Raw genomic sequence first — 19,654 nt, 5'->3', positions numbered from 1 at the left:
TGCCCGTTGCGGCCCGACGGTGTCCCGCATGCGTCGATCGGTCCAGGGGGTGGGCCGGTGCCGCTTGGAGGTGCTGGGTCGTTCCGGCACCGGCATCGAGACCTCCCGCCCGCCCGTTGATTCGGGGTCCCATTCTCGGGGCAGGAGGAGTAGTGCGTGTATGGGGTATTCCCCACCGTGGGAGGGGGTTCGCCACGGTGGGGTGAGCGGGCTGGGCTTCTATGCTTCGTGGTCGGTCGGTTCACCCGCCGTGAGCGCGGCCGGCGCGTCGTGCAGGCGGGGGCGGCGCTCGACTACTACCGGATACTGGCCGGTGAAGCCCTGGCGTTCGGCGGCCAGGTGCTGGACCCGTTTGCGTACCAGGAACCAACCCCCGACCAGGATGGGCGCCATGACCAGCACGGTGCCGAGCACGGCCCCACGCTGGACCGCGTCATCACTCAGGGCCATCAGAGCAACGACCCCGGCCAGGAACACCAGGGTGGCGAAGCTGGTGTAGGGCGCGCCGATCAATCGGAACGCGGGTCGTTCGACCTGGCCTGCTCGCCATCGCCGCCACAGCTTGAGCTGGCACAGAATGATCGCCGTCCAGCAGGTCACGGTGCCCAGTGCGGCCATATTCAGCACGATCTCGAAGGCTTGATCGGGGACTACGGCGTTGAGCGCGACCCCGATCAGTGCGATCGCTCCGGTGGCGAGGATTCCGACGTAGGGAACACCGGTGCGGGACATGCGGGCCGCGACCGTGGGAGCGCTGCCGTTCATCGACATCGATCGCAGAATCCGGCCTGTGGAGTACAGGCCCGCGTTGAGGCTGGAGAACGCGGCGGTGAGAACCACCATGTTCATGATCGAGCTGGCGGCGGGCACACCCAGGGTTGCGAAGAAGCTGACGAACGGGCTTTCCCCGGCGTGGTAGGCGGTGTAAGGAAGGAGCAGGCCGAGCAGGACGAGCGAACCGACATAGAACAGGGCGATGCGGGCGATCACCGAGTTGATGGCGCGGGGCATGATCTTTTCCGGATTCTCCGCCTCACCCGCAGCGGTGCCCACCAGCTCGACTCCGCCGTAGGCGAACACGACGCCGGTGGTGACCAGAACGAGTGGGATCACCCCGGCGGGGAAGAGCCCGCCGTGGTCGGAGATGACGTTGAATCCGGTGGAGTGACCGCCGACCTTGAAACGCCCCACGAGGAATACCGAGCCGATCACCAGGAACAACACGAGCGCAAACACTTTGACCAGCGCGGCCCAGAACTCGAGTTCTCCGAACCAGCGCACCGAGATGAGGTTGATGCTCACCACGATGGCCAGGGCGATGAGAGCGATGACCCATTGTGGAATCGCCTGGAGCGCGCCCCAGTAGTGGACGTAGGTGGCGATCGCGGTGATATCGACGATGCCGGTGGCGCACCAGTGGAAGAAGTACATCCAGCCGACGACAAACGCCAGTTTCTCGCCGTAGAACTCGCGGGCGTAGGAGACGAACGAGCCCGAGGACGGGCGGTGCAGCACCAGTTCGCCCAGTGCCCGCAACACGAAGAAGACGAATACGCCGCAGACCGCGTATACCAGGAACAACGCGGGCCCAGCGTGGGAGAGTCGCGCGCCGGCACCCAGGAACAGGCCGGTGCCGATCGCACCGCCGATCGCGATCATCTGCAACTGACGGGGGCGAAGGGCTTTGTGGTAGCCCGTCTCCTCGTCGGCCAGGGTGTGCGTGGGCGCATCGGGCGGATGAACGGAAGTCATGTGGATACCTCTCAGGTGATCCCGTATATATCGCTGATTAATGTACCGCCAACTGGCGGCTCATTCAACCAATCGGTACGAGGATCTCCCACCGAATCGCATGCTCACACGGCCCATAGGTGGGAACACACTGCGGTTGACACCCCGAGCATGCCGCTGCATATCGTGTCATCATTTTCGTCACATCAGCTTGGAGGACCGCGTGGCCTGGTTCGAGCGCGAATTCATCACGGTCCCCGAAGCTCACAAGAACCGACTCGTCTACAAATGGCCCGATCTGAACATCCGCCGTTATAGCCGCGTCCTGGTCAACGCCGACGAGACCGCGCTTTTCGTCCGATCCGGCATGGTCGTTGCCGCATTGGGGCCCGGCAGACATCGGATCGACGCCCAGGAACTTCCGGTCCTGGGCGCGCTCGTGGATACGTTGACCGGCGGCAACTTCTACCGCGCCGAGTTGTACTTCGTCTCCGCGCGCGAGTTGCCAGGCATCAAGTTCGGTGGGCAACTCACCGATGTTCTGGACCCGCTCAGCGAGCAGGTGGTGACACTGCGGGCGTTCGGTGAATTCGCGTTGTCGGTCCGCGATCCGACAGAACTGATCACCGGGCTGGTGGGTACCTCCGACCCGGTCGATCCGGGCACAGCGCCCCGTTGGTGTGCGGACCTGTTGCTCAAATGCATGAAAGTAGCTGTTACTCAGCATATCTCGCGCGGCGAATGGCCTGTGCTGGGTTTGTCGGGTCACTTCGCGCAGATCGAGGCGACAGTACTGCGCGAGACCAATATCCTGCTGTACCAGTACGGTCTTCGTGTACCGCGGATGGGCAACTTCGACATCACGCTCGCTACCGAGGACACCGAGCGGCTCAAACGCCTCGCGAAGGACCGCACCTACATCCGTATGACCGGCGACTTCGGTAGCTACGCGGCAGGGGAAATGGCCCTGGGCGCGGGACATGGCATGGCCCGCGGGGGTGGCGATGGCGGGTTCCTGGGGGCTGCGTTGGGGTTCAATGCCTTGCACCAGCAGACGAGCTCGCGGACTCCGGTCGCCGCCGGTGGCCTGCTCTGCCCGCAGTGTCACAGTCTCAGGCGGGCGGATGCGCGGTTCTGTGGCGACTGCGGCACCGAACTCGCCGCACGCGCAGTGTGCGGCGGATGTGGCGCGGAGTTGCGTGATACCGCGAAGTTCTGCGGCATGTGCGGCACGGCGCGCATCGTTCATCGGCCGTCGACGACCTGATCGAGTATCCGCGCGTGGCCGGCTGTGTCGTGTACGAGCATCAGTCGGGGGCGGTCCCGCGAGTGGACAAGACCGAGTCCGCTCCCCCGGCCAAGCTGCGTACCTGCCGCGCGGCCACTGAGAGGCCGGCGATATCCAGTTCGCCGGTGGCGAAGATCTCTTCGAGTGCGGCTCGTACCCGAGCGAGTCGAGAGCGGTTGATCGAGGACCAGTGTGCAATCTTGTCGGCGGTGCCGTCCTCGATGGTGGTGGTGTTGAGTACGTCGAGTGTCAGCGCACGCAACGAGTCGTAGAGGTCATCACGCAGTGCGAGTCGAGCCAGGGTGCGCCACCGATCGCTGCGCTCCAAGGTCGCTACCGCATCGAGCAGCCGTTGAATGTCGAAGTGCTGGTCGAGGGCGTAGTACAGGGACATGACGTCCCGAGTCTCGCGGTCGGCGAGTTCGGCGATATCGATGACATCGAGCAACGGATATCGGTGGATGAGCAGAAATACCGCTTCGGCCAAGTCCGGTGGAGCGCCCCGATCGATCGCCGCTCGGGAGCGGGCCAGGAGAGTGTCGGCGATCCAGCCCGGCTGTTGTCCGGGAATCAGGGGGCTCAGCGCGCGCATCTCGTGCTGGTAGCGGGTGATGTCGGCGCTGATTGCGAGGGGTTGGGGGCGGTTGGTCAGCATCCAGCGCGCGGAGCGGTCGAGTGTGCGTTTTGTTTCGAGTTCGAGTTCGTCGCGGGTTTGGGTGGGCATGGGGGTGGTCCGGATGCGCTGCCACAGGTCGTGTAGATCGAAGATCTGCGCGACGGCGGTGAACGCGCGTACCGCGTCCTCTGTGCTCGCGCCTGTCTCTTCGGCGAGGCGGAAGACGTAGGTGGTGCCGCCGTAGTCGACGACGCGGTTGACCAGTGTGGTGGTGATGATCTGTCGGCGCAACGGGTGTTGTTGCAGAGCGGTGCCGAAGCGTTCGCGCAGCGGTGCGGGGAAGTAAGCGGGCAGGGTCGCGGTGAATACCGGGTGATCCGGCAGTGAACCGGCCAGCAGTTCACGTTTGAGTGACAGCTTCACGTGTGCCAGCAGAGTCGCCAATTCCGGCGAGGTCAGTCCGGTGCCTGCGTCGATCCGGCGGCGCATTTCCTGATCGGAGGGCAAAGCCTCGAGCACGCGGTCCAGGCCGGTGGTCGTTTCCAGATGGGTCAGCAGGCGCTGATGCACGGCGGCCATCTGCGGAGCGTGCGCGCGAGAGATCCCGAGTCGGAAGTTCTGTGAGATGTTGTCGCGTAGTACAAGTTCGGTGACCTCGTCGGTCATTGTGGTCAGCAGAAGAGTGCGTTCGGCCAGAGACAGCTGTCCTGCGGCGAGCACGCTATCGAGCAGGACTTTGATGTTGACTTCGTGGTCGGAGCAGTCCACGCCTGCGGAATTGTCGACTGCGTCGGTGTTGCACTTTCCACCGCCGCGGCTGAACTCTATCCGTCCCAGAGCGGTGATGCCGAGGTTTCCGCCTTCGCCGATCACGGTGACGCGCAGGGCGTTGGCATCGACTCGTACCGCGTCGTTGGATTTGTCGCCCACGTCGGTGTTGGTTTCGCTGTGGGCCTTGACGTAGGTGCCGATGCCACCGTTCCAGAGCAGGTGCGCGGGGGCGGTGAGGATGGCGCGGATCAGTTCGTGCGGTGGCAGCGTCGTGATTCCCGGGTCGAGGGCCAGTGTCGCGCGTACGGGTGCTGTGATCGGGATCGCTTTGAGTGTGCGGTCATGGACGCCGCCGCCGTCGCTGATCAGTGAGCGGTCGTAGTCGGCCCATGACGAGCGTGGCAGCGCGTAGAGGCGCTCTCGTTCGGCGAAAGAAGTCGCCGCATGCGGATTGGGGTCCAGGAAGATATGCCGATGGTCGAAGGCGGCGATCAGACGGATATGCCGCGAGAGCAGCATGCCGTTGCCGAACACGTCACCGCTCATGTCACCGATACCCACCACGGTGAAATCGGTTGTCTGGGTATCGATATCGAGCTCAGCGAAGTGACGCTTGACCGATTCCCAGGCTCCTCGCGCGGTGATGCCCATCGCTTTGTGGTCGTAGCCCACTGAACCACCGGAGGCGAACGCATCCCCCAGCCAGAAGTTGTAGTCCTGAGCGACGTCGTTGGCGATATCGGAGAATGCGGCGGTGCCCTTGTCCGCGGCGACGACAAGGTAGGTGTCATCGTCGTCGCGGCGTATCACCTGTGGTGGGGGAATCACTTCGCGGGTCGTGTGGTCGATGTTGTCGGTCAGGTCCAGCAGCCCGCAGATGAAGGTGCGATAGCATCGCACACCTTCCTTCTGCAGGGCCTGTCGGTCTGCGACCGTGTCGCCGGTGGCGGTGGGCGGGCGTTTCACCACGAAACCGCCCTTGGCGCCGACCGGTATGATGACCGCGTTCTTCACCGCTTGTGCCTTGACCAATCCCAAAATTTCGGTGCGGAAATCCTCGAGGCGGTCCGACCACCGCAACCCGCCCCGTGCGACGGGTCCGAAGCGCAGGTGTACGCCCTCGATCCGGGGTGAGTAGACGAAGATCTCGAATTGCGGCCGGGGCTGGGGCAGTACGGTGATGCGTCGAGGATCGAGCTTGAACGACAGGTAGTCGCGGTCGCTGCTGATCCGATCGTCGCGAAAGTAGCTGGTGCGCAGGGTCGCACGGATCAGTTCGAGCAGGGCACGCAGGATTCGGTCGGTGTCCAGGCTCACCACGGCGTCGATCTGGGCGCTCAATTCGTTCTCGAGGCTCTGTGCTCGGATGGTGCCGAGTTCACCTGCGGAGTCGGGATCGAAGCGAGCGGTGAACAGTTGGAGAAACGCACGTGTGATGGTGGGGTGGGTTTGCAGTACGCGGGTGATGTTGCCGAAGGAGTAAGCGAAGCCTGCCTGCTGCAGGTAGCGCGCGTACGCGCGCAGGACAGCGATCTGCCGCCATGACAGTGCGGCGCGGAGCACCAGTTCGTTGAGGCCGTCGACCTCGATCGCGTCGAACCACATGGCGCTCACTGCGTCGGTGACGCGCTGGCGGATATCGTTGCCCGGCAACGGATCCGTCTCACCGATGTCCAGCGGGACGCGCAGGCCGAAGTCGTAGATCCAGCGTCGTGATCCGTCGGCGAGGGTCAGCGGATACGGTCGCTCGTCGATGACTTCGACGCCGAGGCTGTGCAGGATGGGCAGTACTCTGCTCAGGGACACCTCGTGGCCGTGTACATACAGCGCGAACCGCCACTCCCCTGTCTTGGCGGTGGGTTGGCGATACAGGTGGGTATCGATACCGCCCTCGACGAGAGCGTGGAGCCGATGAAGGTCGGCAAGTCCGCGCGATGGTGGGAATTCCTGGCGGTAGGCGGCGGGCAGAGCGGCGGCATAATCGGCGGCGAGTTCGGGGGGTACGGACGAACTCTTGGCCGCCTCGGCGAGCAGCAGATCGGACCACGACCGAGTGGTGGCGAACAGAAGTTCTTGTATCCGTTCGCGGTTCTTTTCCGAGACGTCCGCGGCGGAGGCTCCGGTGGGGCGGTGGACGGTGAAGTAGACCACGGCGAGTTCGGATTCGGTCGCCCTGGCGGAGTAGTCGATCTGTTCACCGCCCAGTTCTGTGCGCAGGATGTCGCGCATGCGCAGGCGAACGTCGCTCGAGTAGCGGTCGCGGGGCAGATAGACCAGGCAATACACCGCGTTCGTGCGGGGATCGGGACGAAGGAACAGCCGTACGTGTCGACGTCGGCTCAAGTCCATTACTTCAGAGACGGTGTCGAACAAGCGGCGTGCGTCGGTCAGGAACAGTTCGGCGCGCGGGAAGCTCTGCAGCATCTCGAGCAATTCTTGACCGGCGAACGAGTTGATCGCTACCCCGGCCCACTCCATGACCTGGTGTACTCGCCCCGAGATCACAGGGATGTCCAGGATGTTCTCGTGATGTCCGGTCACGGTGAAGGTTCCGATGAACATGTGAGCGCCATGGACCGTGTGTTCGGACTCGCGGTTCGGCTTGTCTGCGACGGTGATGATGTAGCCGTCCGGCGCGCCGGGCAGTACACCGTCGAGCGAGCCGCTGGATATGCGCAGCATCGGTGGATCAGGAAACAGTGTCGCAATGGTCAGGTCTGCGCCGATGTGCTGCTGCAGGATCCCGAGACCTGCTTCGGGATGCAGTCCTGGGTCGGTGGTGGTCGCGGAATCTGCTGCGGGGCTGCAGTATCGGTAGCCGAGCAGGTTGAAGTGGCCGTCTCCGAGCCAGCGCAGTAGCCGTGCGTTCTCGGTGTTCTCGACATCAGTGTCGTCGGTGGGGACACGGTCGAGAGTCTTCGCCACCTTCGAGAGCGTGACTGCCATAGCGGGGGTGTCGCAGGCTACTGCTCTGACGGCTGCGAGCAGATCGGGCAGTGTGTGTGCGATGTGGTCGAGCAGTGTGTGCTCGAGGGTGGGGTCTAGTTGCACGTGGATCCACGACTCGGCGATCGTATCGGTGCTGTGGCGGCGGACATCTGCCGAGGCGACCGCACATACGCGGCCACGGTCATCGCGCCTCACATCGAAGACCGGGTGGATGACCTCGCTGACGGCGACGCCGTGCCGGCGCAGCATGGAGGTGATCGAATCCACCAGCAGGGGCATGTCGTCGTTGACGATCTGGATGGCCGCGCCGAGTCCGCTCTCGTCTCCCGGCCGGTAGACGCGGGTGAGCGCCACACCCGGTCGTCGTGCTTCGGCGAGTTCGAGGTGGCGGTGGAAGATCTGCCCTGCGCGATCGGTCACCGTCGTGGCGCTCGTGTCGGGACGTATCCACCGGAAGTAGACCGCTTCGAGGGTTGCGGGATCTTCGCGGAGTTTCTGCCACGACACCATCGGTAGTGTGGTCGGCACCATCGTTGTGCACCTTCCCGATATCCGGGCCGCACCCGAGGCTACAGCACCTGTTTATTGTGCCGTTATGTAACGGCTCATCTATTAATGTAACAAATTCTGCGGTCGTGGCTCTCCGCGGGTGGGAACGACCCGGTCCCGGTCAGCGCAGGAGTCCCGATCGCATCAAGAAGGCACGAGCGGCGCCGGCGCTGGGCAGCGGGCTGGTTTCGAGTTGTAGGCCTGCCCGGGTTTCGGCGTACCAGATTCTCCATGTGGGGCTGATCGCGACGAATGCTGTGCCGTCCGAGACCAGCGTGGGTTTGACCGACCGCCACTGTTGCAGGTCGTTGGCGAGTTGATCGGCGGTGACGATGCGCACGGTGAAGGCCAATTCCTTGCCTCCTCCGACACCGGCCGCCAGTAGCGGATCATCCGCAGCAATGGTGCATCGGTCGCCGTTGACACCTGCCTCGTGGCATACCGCGGCCGAGCGCAAGGTCTGAGGCAGTGAGGTGACCGGGGTGCTCCAGCTGACCGGGGTACTCCACCCGATCGGGGGGAGGATCGGGCCGCACGAGCGCAGCAGAAAGACGGCCACGGCCACCAGAGGGACAGCCCCTGCGAGAGTTGCGCACCATCGCCGCAACGGCGACCCTGTGGCGGTGATCGCCGTGATCGAGGCTTCGACTGACTTGCCTATCGGACCGATGGCCTTTTCGGCGCCGGCGAGAACAGGACCGGTCAAGGCCTCGCCTGTACGCGCTGTGTCGGCGACTGCCTTGGCCAGTGGCGCTCCGCAGTGTGCGCAACGTGCCGCGCCGCCCGGGCTGAGGTGCGCGCAGTATCCGCAGATCAGATCGTGCGCGGTCAATGTCCGGTGACCACCATCGAGGACAGGGCGATCGAGTTGAGGACCGGGTCACCTTTGGACTCGAGGACGGTCACGACGATCTTGGTGGCGCTGATCTCCGGGCTGACCTTCGTGATGACCAACGCGCGCTGGTCCAGGGTCTGCTGGGTGTAGGTGGTGGCGTTGGCGTCATCGAACCGGTACGAAACCCGGCTGGCAGTACGGTATTTCACCCATTGGTCGACACCGTCGGGGGTGCTGGCGTCCCATCCTGGTACGACACCGATGGAGTCGACTCGATAGGAGCGGCCCAGATCGATGATCAGGATCTGACCGTCGACTTTGTAGGCGCGCGGGCACGACCATGCCTTACCGGTTCCGGCGAACGCGTCCATTGCCGGCGTACCGCCTGGAGGGCAGTGCGATTGCGCGGATTTGATCTGGATGGGAGATCCCACGGCGGTGGTCGGGGTGGCGGGCTGGGTCGGGGTGAGCGGATCGGGCGAACCGGTGCCGGTGGCGAGCACCGCCGGGTTGTTCGTGGGCTCGGTTTCACCGCCGGAGGTCAGGATCGCCAGCGCCACCACCAACGTGCACGCAGCCGCGATGGCCAATGCCACCTTGGGTTCGCGTATGCGCGGGAGCAGAGCGCGGATCGGTGCGCCCCGTCGCGCTAGGGAGGCACGCGAGTCGCTGGAGGAGGCCGAGGATTGCGTGTTGTCCTCGGTACCCGGGGTCTGCGCGTAGTCGGTATCGGCGGGGACGTAGTCCGACCGCTCGGTGTCGGTATCGGCGTTCTGTCCGTTCAACAGAGCGAGGATCCGCTCGCTGGCCTTCGGACCGTTACCGGATGCTGGTGTGAGACCGGGGGTGAATGGGTCTTCGTCGACCCCGTCGAGCCGGGTTTGTTCCGGCTCCGGGGTTCCGGTCCAGTTCAGTGACGGGTCGGACAGCAATGCTTCCAGGACCGCTTCCCGGTGTTGAAGAAAGACATCTCCCGGGTCGGTGTCTGGCATGGCTGGGATGGTATCGAGCCCAGCGCCGGTAGGAGTTCACGCTATTCCCGCTGCCGAGAAGGCTTTTGGGGTGATCAGCGGTCTCTTTCTCCGGTGACGAAATATTCCGGTGGTACGTCGAATACGCGTGCCAGCGCGATGATCAGATCGAGGCGGGGTATGGCGTCCCCATGGATGAGCCGGTACAGACCCGATTGGGAGACAGGCACATCGGGGTATGCCAACTCCAGGTGCTGTGCGAGGGAGTACAGGGTCAGCGATCGTGTCGCGCCGTCTTCGGTCGAGACCATCGATTCGGAGATCAACGCCGAGAGCCGGCGTGAAAATATCGCCGCTGCAGCCTGTCTCGGGGTTTGCTCGAGGTTTTCACCGAGCGATCGCGCATCGCCGTCCTGCGATTTCGAATCCGTTACCACACCCCAGGACACTACTTCCCCGTCCCCGTTCATTTCATCGACCGGGGATCGGGATCTGCGGGTGTGGCGATGGTGACGCGTCGCTGGCTGCGGGGTCGGTGCTGACCGGGTTCGGTGGTTGTTCGAAGTATCGGGTTTCGCCGCGGGGCTCGATGAGGTCGACGCGCACCGTGTGCAGGGGGATGCCGACCTCGACGGTGGCCTCGTCGATCTGTTCGATGGCAAGGTCGGGTGATTTGCGTGGCCGGGTGCCGGGGTCCCCGATGGTGAGGGTGGTGTTGGCGCCAGAGCCACGTGGCGTTATCTGGTCGAACACCATCAGGGTCGCGGGTGGGGTGTTCGAATCCTCGTGCTGTTCATCGGGGTTGGCCGCCAGTCGCAGTGAGAGCGGGTCTCCGACCGCGTGCACCAGGGGTATCCAGGCGTGTGCGCGAGAGGAGTGCACTTCTACGCTGGCCCCGACGACCATGGCGCGCAATACGATCTGCTGGGCGACCGGTAGCGATGCTCGGATGTCGATGGATCGGCGGCGGGGGTGGTATCGGGCCGGGTCGTACAGCGGCATCGCGAGGGTGTGGTGCGGCTGACCGCTGATGGCGCCCAGGATCTGGCCGTTGGGTCCGATGGGTACGAACAGTTCAGGTAGCAGTGTGGTGGATGCGAGGTTGCTCCCGTCGCGGCGGCGGGGTAGTTGGTGTACCGATTTTTCTCCTGGGAGGGTGGCGAGGAAGGCGTCGAGTTGGCGGCCGGGCAGTGGGCGAAGGTAGGGAGGTAGCGGGTGTTCGGGTTCGGGTCCGACGAATCGGACCAGGCCGCGTGGCCCGTCCTGGTGGTGGGCCAGTCCAATGACGACGGTGGTCCAGCCGCGGTTCCAGCTCCAGCAGTCATCGAGCGCGGTGTCGCCGAGTCGGTTCCAGTCGACGGTGAAGCTGGTGACGCGTCGTGCGGCGGTGCCCACGCTCAGGTGGTCCCATTGCTGCTGCAGATCGGGTGCGCGAACTCCGGTGTGCAGCAACAGGGTTGCCTCTCGGACCGCGGCGGAGGGCAGGACCTGGGCGATAATCCCGCGCTCACGCAGTCGTGATGCGATGCGATGGGTGGCCGCGGCCAGGGCGCGTGGGCCCGCGACGGCGCTGGGTCCGCGGTGGGTCATCATTGCAAGGTTGCGGTGTTGATCCAGACGGACCACGAGCCAGGTCCGGCGTTCGCCGATGACAGGGTGCGAGCCGATCAGTTGGTCGTACAGCATGCTGTAGTCGCCGTTCGGGCGGACTCGCCGGCCGGTGGTCACGATGTCGATATCGACGGTGATGCCGTACTGATTCAGCAGTGGTAGGAGCAGGGCCACCGGAAGGGTGTCTTCGGTGTACACCGTCTGTTCGGTGATGATGGTGGGCAGGTCCAGGTTCGGGGCGAGTTGGATCATCGCGGCCAGTGTTGTCTCACCCCTGCGGATACCGCACGAGCCGGCGGCGGTGTCGATATCGATCAGGTCCGCTGCGAGGGTGTGGGGTGTTGATGGTGTGTTGCGCCCGAGTCGGTAGTCGGCCCAGATCAGAAGCCATTCTGCGGGTGTGCGTGAGCGCACCCGCAGGGCGGTCATGGTGATCGCGACCGAGGCCAGCATCGCGGTGACCCACCATGGTGTGCGGGTGGATATCGCGGCCAAGGCGGGTCCACCACCGATGATCAGTACCGCCAGGGGGGTTCTGCCGATTGTGCCGACTGCGATGCGTGGTTCGGTCAACCCCGCCTCCGGAGCGTGCGGTACGCCGCAGTCGAGCTGATGGCGAGCAGGAGCGCGGTGATGATGACGCACAGCGCCGTGATTGCGGGTCGCGGGTCCTTGGCGGGTGGTGGCGCCGGAATAGTCAGTGTTGTGGCGCCATAGAGTCCCGCGGGGGCGGGGGGCGGGGTGCGGTAGCTCAGGGCTGTGAGGGGATCGATCATGCCTGCGCCGACGATATTGTCGATGCCGCGTGCTGGTGCGTGTGCGCTGGCTTGCAGTCGGGCCGCGATCTGGGCTGGGGTTTCGTTGGGGAATCGGGAGCGTAGCAAGGCTGCCACGCCGGCGGTGTAGGCCGCGGCGAATGAGGCGCCTCCGACTGCGGAGAGTTTGTCGGGAGCTCCGACGCCGTTGATCAGGTCGCCGCCGCCGGGCCCGAGTGATTCGATCCCGGTGCCGGGTGCGGCGACCGAGACCCAGGGGCCGGTCAGTGATTCGGAGACGGTCTCCCCGGTGGCGGTGGTGTAGCCGACGGTCAGTACATCGGTGGAGTACCACCCGGGTGTGGAGATCGTCTTGACGCCGTCCCAGTTGCGGGGGTCGTTGGGGCGGGCGGGATCGATGCCGGGGTTTTGCTCGCAGCCGTTGCCGGTGTCTCCTGCCCCGGCCACGATGAGTGCGCCCTTGATTCGGGTGGCGTAGTTGATCGCAGCGGACAGGCTCGAGTGGTCCACCGCGAGAGTGGCGGGTACACAGATCGGTAGTGCAATGGCGATCACGTTCGCGTCGAGGTTCGCTGCGCGTGTGATGGCTCGTGCCAGGATCCGCATTTGTGTCGAGAGTTGTTGGGCAGGATCGTAGTTGGCGATTCCGTCTTGGGTGAAGGCTCCGGATCGGTAGCGGATGGACAGGATGCGGGCATCGGGGGCCACGCCTGTGAATCCGTCGGCGGGGTCGGGTGCGGCGCCGATGATGCCGGCGATGAGTGTGCCGTGTGCGTCGCAGTCGAACAGTCCGTCGCCGCCGGATTGGACGTAGTCGCCGCCGCCGTCGAGGGTGGGCAGGCGCATGTTCGGGCTGACCCCGGTGTCGATGACCGCGACGGTGATTCCCGCTCCGGAGCTCAACGCGCGGACTCGGCGTAGGTCCAGGGCGCGTTCGGGTGGAGGTACCTGAGCGAGGTCACTGTGGGGAAGCACACCGACTGCGACGCATCCCTTGTCTTGTTTGGTGGGGTACTCCGGTCCCGGTTTGTCCCCGTCGGGCGGTGGTGCGGTCACCGGTGCGGGTGGCTGTACCGCTGCAGCTGGCGCGATGCCTGCGGCTACGGTCAAGAGCGCGGCGAGCAGAGCGTGCGCGGCACGCAGTCTCATCAGAGCCCTCGCATGGCGGTGTAGATGCCCATGATCCAGCAGGTGAGTATGGGGATGGTGAGCACGAATGTGTATTCGATGAGGTCGATCGTGCGGCGTACTACCGGTGAGAGCCGCATGGCAGGCAGACGTGCGCCTGCGCTGCATCCAGCGGTCGCGAGTGCGGCGATCGTGAGCGTGACCATCACTCGCGCGGGCGCGGTCTCATACGAGTTCACCAGTACGGCGCCGATACCGAGCACAGTGGCGGCGGCCGCGGACAGCAGTGCGAGGGCTTGGACGCGGTCGGGGTACCAGCGTGCACGCATGACCAGCACGCCTGCGATGGCGGTGCCGGTGAGGATTTCGCGGATGCCGCCGGGGCTCTGCTGGGCCAGGAGCACTGCGGTGCCGGCGAGCAGGATGGAGGCTGCGGCTATCAGCCCGCGCAATCCGTTGATTGCCAGGCGGGCGCGGTGTTCGAGCGACAGGCTCGCTCGGTCGCGCGGCGGTACCGATTGTTGCTCGTCGGGGCCGGTGAGTTCGGCGTCGAAGATGTCGGTCAGGGTGCTGTGATTGACCTCGCGACCCGGGTCGGGCAGGTCGGGTGGGCGGATTCGTGCGATCAGCACGGCAAGGCGCGGCGCGGTGGTCAACAGCAGCAGCCCTGCCAGCGCTGTTGCCGCGGATATCTGGCGGAGCGAGATGTCCAGGGTGGTAGCCAGACTCGCGGCGAGGGTCAGCACAGTCCCCAGGACCGTGGTCGCGAGCAGTGTGGGAAGGCCCAGACGGGTCGTGCGGAGTGCGATGACCGCGATGATGGTGGTCACGGCCGCTGCGGCGGCGAGGTTGGCTGCGTCGAAGGGGCCGTGCTGGCCGTAGGGCAGGGGAACCAGCATGGCTGCACCGGCGGCGAGCAGTGGAATCGCGGCCAGAGTCAGGCCGAGGCCGTGTCGGGGTGAGTGGTGGCGTTGCTGGGTGGTGATCGCGGCGAACACGCTCAGTGCGCCCAGCACGAGTGCGGGTAGGGCGCACCACAGCACCGAGCCGGTGCGGGTCCACGACCAAGCGAGCGACACCGCGATTGTGACGGCGCTGATCCCGAATGCCGTGAGCCCTGTCAATGCGGCTGTCCCGGGGTCGAATTCGGAGAATTCTCGCTCGTTGACGCGTGCGAGGGCGTCGGTGATGTCCTCTACCAGTGGGTCGAACGTCTCGGTCGAGTCGGTGCATGTGAGCATCAGCAGCGAGCCGTCGGCGATGTCGTGCTCTGCGAGTGTGCTCCAGCGCGGCATCGGTGCGCTGCCTGGTCGTGCCAGCGTCCAGTGCCCGGAGGGGGCGGTGAAGTCGACGGTGGGGTCGTCGATGGTCGCGCTCAGCACCGAAAGCAGGTCGTCCATGAATGTTTCGACACTGAATTTGGTCGGCAGTACCACATCGATCTGGTAGACGGCGACCATGACTGCCACGCGTGCGCGCGCGACCTCGGCAGGTTGGGCCGTGGCGGGGGGTGGTGCGGCTAGGGCAGAGGGGGAGCTCACTGGTGTCCTGCGCGTTCGGTGCGGCTGTATCCGGTCATCATGTTGTCGGGGAAGCTGTCCGCGACGGTGGCCGCGAGGTCTTCGAAGGCCAAGGCGGTGTCGTTGTCCAGCAGGCGCAGGTCGATCTCGCCGCCTTCAGCCAGGTGTTTGTCGTAGGGAATGAGGAAGGTGGGGCGCCCAGCGGTGGCGAAGAGTTCCTCGATGCGTGCGACCTCGACGACGGGTTTGGAGGGGTGCTGCAGCACGATCGCGATGATCGAATGGGCGGCGAGACGGTACTGTCCGTGGGCGTTGAGCCATTCCATGGTGGCGACCGCGCCGGTCACGCCGCGCACGGTTGCGGGGGTGACCAGTACGACCGCGTCGCTGGATTCGAGGACAGCGCGGGTGGCCGAGGCGAGTACGGCGGTGCCGCAGTCGACCATGAGCAGGTTGTAGTGCTTGCGCAGAATGGTGGTGGCGGCCAAGTATTCAGCACCCGAGAGTGGATCCAGGGCGGCGGGCGACCAGGGTGAGGCCACCACGGCCAGGTCCGAGGTGGTGATCGAGGCGAAGGCTTGTACGGCGGAGAATGCGTCGATGTATTTTTCCTGGGCCAGGTCACGCAGTGTCAGCCCGAAGGAGTGGTGGCTGGTGCGCGCGGCGAGGTCACCGAAGTCGGGGTTGGCGTCGATGGCTGCGACCCGGTCGGGTCGCAGCGCTGCAAAGGTCGCACCGAGCGCGGCTACTGTGGTGGTCCTGCCGACGCCGCCTTTCACGTTCAGCACCGCGACCTGGTAGGCGGCACCGAGTTGACGGCGGATGCGGGCACGGCGGTGTTCGGTACGTTGCTCGGTCGGTGAGAGGCCGATGTTGAAGCCGACTTTGTTGAGCGCACCGCGCATTCCGGTGGTCGAGCGAAGTTGGGCTTGTCGGCTCGCGGCGATGTCGGCGAGCAGTTCGTTGGAGGTCAGTGAAATCGGAAGGGCTTGATAGGCGGCGGGTTCGGAGTAGCCCACACGGTCTGGGGTCCGGGTAGCTGGTGGTGGGGCCGGCTGAAAGGGAGGGTGAGTCGCGGGGGTAGAAGTGGGGGCGGCGGACTGCGACGCGAGAGGTGAAGGTGTCGCGGTGATCGACGGTGACATAGCGGCGGGATGGCTGCTGTCGATGTCCGGGGGTGTGTGAGTGGGATCGGACGGCCCCCTCTGGCGGGATCCGTGGCTGTAGGGTTCTGGGTTCCCTGCGTAGGTGTGCGTTGCGTCTGTGGGAAGGGGCGCGAGCGGTGGGGAGGGTTGTGGCCGTTGTTCTGCCCCATACGGTTCCGAGGTCGCGGCGAATTTCGTTTGGGTGCCGATTGATTCGTCTTGCTCCTGGGGAGACTGTGTTGGCTCGGGCAGTGGCGGGTGGCTGCGCCCGGGTGCAGATGCGGCCCCGGTGTCGGTGTCGCTCTCGGTGGCGGTGAAGTAGGCGGCATAACCGCCCCGAGCGCGCATGGAGCTGGGTGTCTCGTCTTTGCTGCTCGGTGCTGTGTTCATTTTCCCCTCATCCTCTCGACAATCCCCGAGGGGTGTTCATGTTCGGCTGGTTCGGAACCAACTGCCGCCGGGTAGCAGGTCGGCCAGCGCTCGTATGCCCGCGTGCAGACTCGCGGAGTCACCTGGTTGATAGGTGGAGTGCACGTGTTGGTTCAAATCCCGGCTCGGCACGACCGTGATTCGCCCGGAGGGGGTGTCCAGCACGCTCATGCCCAAGTCGGGTTTGGGAATGACGCCGTCGCGATGTTCGATCATGAGTACTTCCGCGCGCCGGACCACCTCGTCCAGTGCCCTGGTGAGCACAACGGCTGTGCGTGGGTCCGCACCCAACTGCACCAGGGCCGGTCGGCGGGAGTGCGCGTCAGCGGGAACGGCCGCGAACTCCTCATCGGCGGCGGTCAGTGGGGTGAATTGCAGGGCCGGTGCGCTACCCAGGGCTGCGAGCAGTGCGGTTGCTACGGCGTCGGTTTTTTCTCCGTCGGTCGGTACCGTTTGGATGATGAGGTGGTCGTCGTGTCGTACGGCGAGCACATGGGTTTCGCCGCTGCGCACCAACGACATCCGCAGCATCCCGGGTACGCCACTCGGGTCGCTGCGGTCGATGATGCGAGCGGCCATTTCCACATCGGGCCGTGCCAGACAGCGCAGCCAGTGCGCGATCACTGGATGGACGCCGTTGTCGTCGATAATGCCTACGTCGGTGAGTTGTCTGGCGACGACAGCGTTGACCTTGTCGCGATCATCGATGCGCTCGATAGTCGGCAACAACGCCAGCACCGCCGGATACGTGTCGATCTCGACCATAGTTTGCAGCAGAAGAGCGGCATCGACGTTCAAGTCGACAGCGACAGGGTCATCGTTCGACCGGCTAGATGCCATAGAAGCCTTTACCGTTGTTCTCGTCCACGAGCTGCATTCGACTGGCTGCGGTGCCGATTGCTGTACGCAGCTTGGCCAGACTTGCTCCGTAGTCGTCCAGCTTGGCATTCAACTCGGTCGTCACTGAGTCATATCCCGTTGCTCCTGCACCGGTGAACCCACAGTCGAGAAGGTTCTGTTTGATACGTATAAGATGGATGCGGTTTTGCTCCATGGCATCGAGAATTGCGCCGAGGCGCGTGGTGTGAGTGTTGATCGCGACAAAATCGTAAAGCATTGCGTGTCAGCCTTTCGAGAATCGGTCGTTAATGGTTGAGCAGGTTCACAAAGGGCTGATTTTGGAAGCTGCAGCAGGGGCTTCCACGCCACCGGAACCGCCAAGGGCCGCTTCGGAAATGCGACCACGAGCCTCCAGGTCGGCCTCGTCAACCGTATAGCCTTGAATTTTCGTCTGTTCGACTATTCGAACCAAGGTGGCGTCGAGCGCTTTACCCTTTTGCAGTGCATCAGCCAGGGCCATGTTGGCCGCGTTGCCTGCCCCTTCGCTTTTCAGGACCACGGCGAGTTCGTCGGAAACATTGAACAATGCTCCGAGATGATTCTCCAGTTCCTGGTGACCGTGATACGCATTGGTCGCAGCCGCCTGAATGTCTGCGGTGTTGCCTTGATACTTGCCGGGATTGGTCATTATTTTCCCTTTCGATGTTTCTACGATTACGCGGATGTGTCAGATCACAGTTACCGTGTGGACGCGTGATGCTCGTGCACAAATTCATCACCATCACCAATTTCGGGAATATCTGCGACCAAAATCTTTTCCGACAGTGACTCTGCATGTTTTTCGCCGCCCAGGTATTCGAAGACGCCGTATGCGGGTGGCACTTCGGGGAGGGGGACGTCGTGTGCCTGGCCGGGGGCGAACGCCTTGGCGGCTCTGCGCTCGTCGTGTGGGTGACGGCGCTCGAGGGCGCGAGGCGCGCTGACCCCGCGCGGTGCAGGGCGTTGCGGGATCGGTTGTGTGGCGGTAGGTCCGGTTCCCGCGCCGAATGTTTTGGTCGTGGAGGTGTTCCAACTCGCGGGCATGCGCACGCCGCTGGCGTTGCTGGATACTGCGCCGAGTCCGCCGGTGCTCATGCCCAGGGTCACCACGCTTCCCATACCGCCGGTGAGTCCGGCCAGAGTCGGGGAAGTCGGCGAGGTTCCCAGGAGCCCGGGGCCTGATGCCTGATGACCATCGCCGGCGGGATCGAGAGGGTGATCGGCAGGGTTGTCGGCACGGGTCGAGTACTCCGGATCCGGTGGCTGAAGCGAGGTCGCAGACTCTTGACCAGGCAGATCTGCGCCGACCTGTGACGGTCCGGGGTCGACTACCTGGCCGGGATTGGATGCGGCGGAAGCTTCGCCGGGGATGGAACTGCCAGCCGCGGTGCCTGCTGGGCCGGTGAGCGGGGAGGTCACGAGGCGGTCTTGTCCGCTGGTTGTCCCCAGTGCTCCTATGCCCGTGTCGGCGAGCGTGTCGGTGGTGGGAGCTTGACCGAATTGCCCGGTGGTGATCGGCGGTGCTTGAGCAGGTGGGGGCAACTGCGCCAGCAGAGTGGCGGTCGCGGCGGCATAGGTGAGCATGGTGGCCGTGGCGATCGCCCGTTGAGTCAGGTAGATCATTTCGAGGGTGGCGATCGGCACGGTGTTCTGCCCCATCGCGTTGGTGGTGATGGCTGCGGCGAGGTCGGCCTTGACCGCGATCACCTCCCAATAGCGCGGCATAGCGATCAGGGCTGCAGTGTAGGCATCGGCGATCTTCGATGCGACCGCAGCTGTGGCGGCTGCGGTGGCGACCTGCGTGCGTAACCAGTTGGCGTGGTTGCGGAATGCTTGCTCTGCCTGGTCGGCAGAGGGACCGCGCCAACTGAGCGCCATCTGTTGCATACTGCCGTCGGACCCGAGGGCGGCAGCGTTAAGCCCTGTCGCCATTGCCGAATATGCGGTTGCTGATGCCCGCATAGGGTCGGGACCGGGGCCCAGGAGGCGTCGAGAGTTTTCTTCTGGCGGTAGTGCCAGAAAGTCCAGCGGCAAGGAAAACATTGTGTTCTCACTTCGGCCAGGTGTTGCGAGTCACCAGTTTCAGGCGATTCTCGCCACGGTGATGTCTGCGCCGTTGGATGCATCGCAGAGGCCGGTGTCGGCGCTGATCGGGTACAGCATTTCTGCGCCTGCCAGCAGGTGGGTGATTCCTGGCACGGTCTCTCCGAAGTAATCGACGGTATGGTCGCAGAAGTACTCCGCGACCATCTTGCTCACGCAATCACCTCCGGCGGGGATCGGCATTGCGGGGGCCAGTGATGTGCCGAGGACTTGGGAGAGGTTTGCGTGAAGCGCCTGGAGCTGCGCGCCGATGACGGGGAGATCGTCGGTAATCATGTAGAGGGACATGTCGTCTCCTGACAACTACTCGAATGCAGCGTGACATCAGAAACGCTATTGCATTCCCACTTGTG

At 64.6% G+C, this 19,654-nt stretch carries 15 protein-coding genes; 1 reads left to right on the top strand and 14 read right to left on the bottom strand.

The window, feature by feature from the left end:
• Positions 1–219 precede the first annotated feature (219 nt).
• Positions 220–1,752: an amino acid permease gene (locus NJ1_RS15875; protein ID WP_067694234.1), complete on the bottom strand. Its 1,533-nt coding sequence runs from the start codon at positions 1,750–1,752 to the stop codon at positions 220–222.
• Between the two features lie 202 nt (positions 1,753–1,954).
• Between NJ1_RS15875 and NJ1_RS15870 the strand changes: the two genes are divergently transcribed.
• Positions 1,955–2,998 carry an SPFH domain-containing protein gene (locus tag NJ1_RS15870; RefSeq protein ID WP_067694676.1) on the top strand — a complete coding sequence of 348 codons (1,044 nt, stop codon included), beginning with the start codon at positions 1,955–1,957 and terminating at the stop codon, positions 2,996–2,998.
• 40 nt (positions 2,999–3,038) lie between these two features.
• Here the strand turns inward: NJ1_RS15870 and NJ1_RS15865 are convergent, their stop codons facing one another.
• The 13 genes from NJ1_RS15865 to NJ1_RS15805 all read right to left on the bottom strand — a co-directional run bounded on the left by NJ1_RS15865 (position 3,039) and on the right by NJ1_RS15805 (position 19,589).
• Entirely contained in the window at positions 3,039–7,886 is a 4,848-nt protein-coding gene (locus NJ1_RS15865; RefSeq protein ID WP_084478305.1) for an NAD-glutamate dehydrogenase, read from the bottom strand.
• 139 nt (positions 7,887–8,025) lie between these two features.
• Positions 8,026–8,256, bottom strand: coding sequence for a hypothetical protein (locus NJ1_RS39720; RefSeq protein ID WP_169813150.1), 231 nt, complete (start codon positions 8,254–8,256; stop codon positions 8,026–8,028).
• A 476-nt stretch (positions 8,257–8,732) separates the two neighbouring features.
• Positions 8,733–9,731, bottom strand: a complete 999-nt coding sequence (locus NJ1_RS15855; RefSeq protein ID WP_067694227.1) for a discoidin/SUN/FTP domain-containing protein — start codon at positions 9,729–9,731, stop codon at positions 8,733–8,735.
• A 74-nt stretch (positions 9,732–9,805) separates the two neighbouring features.
• The gene (locus tag NJ1_RS40515; RefSeq protein ID WP_245717406.1) at positions 9,806–10,021 is read right to left on the bottom strand and encodes a helix-turn-helix domain-containing protein; all 216 of its coding nucleotides are present in this window, start codon (positions 10,019–10,021) and stop codon (positions 9,806–9,808) included.
• Between the two features lie 160 nt (positions 10,022–10,181).
• Entirely contained in the window at positions 10,182–11,894 is a 1,713-nt protein-coding gene (gene eccE / locus NJ1_RS15845; RefSeq protein ID WP_067694224.1) for a type VII secretion protein EccE, read from the bottom strand.
• Positions 11,891–13,246 (bottom strand): type VII secretion-associated serine protease mycosin, encoded by a 1,356-nt coding sequence (gene mycP, locus NJ1_RS15840; RefSeq protein ID WP_084478303.1) that lies wholly within the window; start codon positions 13,244–13,246, stop codon positions 11,891–11,893. Before mycP ends, eccE begins: the two co-directional genes overlap by 4 nt.
• On the bottom strand, positions 13,246–14,694 hold the full coding sequence (eccD, locus tag NJ1_RS15835) for a type VII secretion integral membrane protein EccD (protein WP_281202129.1): 1,449 nt from the start codon (positions 14,692–14,694) through the stop codon (positions 13,246–13,248). The genes mycP and eccD overlap by 1 nt, the downstream gene beginning before the upstream one ends.
• Before the next feature lie 68 nt (positions 14,695–14,762).
• A complete protein-coding gene (locus NJ1_RS15830; protein WP_067694217.1) occupies positions 14,763–15,764 on the bottom strand; it encodes a MinD/ParA family ATP-binding protein in 1,002 nt (333 codons plus the stop codon).
• A 552-nt stretch (positions 15,765–16,316) separates the two neighbouring features.
• A complete protein-coding gene (locus tag NJ1_RS15825) occupies positions 16,317–17,159 on the bottom strand; it encodes an ESX secretion-associated protein EspG (protein WP_067694214.1) in 843 nt (280 codons plus the stop codon).
• Entirely contained in the window at positions 17,149–17,436 is a 288-nt protein-coding gene (locus NJ1_RS15820) for a WXG100 family type VII secretion target (RefSeq protein WP_067694211.1), read from the bottom strand. Before NJ1_RS15820 ends, NJ1_RS15825 begins: the two co-directional genes overlap by 11 nt.
• Positions 17,437–17,481: 45 nt before the next feature.
• Positions 17,482–17,847 (bottom strand): hypothetical protein, encoded by a 366-nt coding sequence (locus NJ1_RS15815; protein ID WP_067694208.1) that lies wholly within the window; start codon positions 17,845–17,847, stop codon positions 17,482–17,484.
• A gap of 50 nt (positions 17,848–17,897) precedes the next feature.
• Positions 17,898–19,241, bottom strand: coding sequence for a PPE family protein (locus NJ1_RS15810; RefSeq protein ID WP_084478297.1), 1,344 nt, complete (start codon positions 19,239–19,241; stop codon positions 17,898–17,900).
• A gap of 39 nt (positions 19,242–19,280) precedes the next feature.
• Positions 19,281–19,589 (bottom strand): hypothetical protein, encoded by a 309-nt coding sequence (locus NJ1_RS15805; RefSeq protein WP_067694203.1) that lies wholly within the window; start codon positions 19,587–19,589, stop codon positions 19,281–19,283.
• Between the last annotated feature and the right edge of the window lie 65 nt (positions 19,590–19,654).

It is taken from the genome of Nocardia jejuensis NBRC 103114, assembly GCF_001613145.1.
GTDB classification, from domain to species: domain Bacteria; phylum Actinomycetota; class Actinomycetes; order Mycobacteriales; family Mycobacteriaceae; genus Nocardia; species Nocardia jejuensis.
This window is presented reverse-complemented; position numbering and strand designations above follow the sequence as displayed.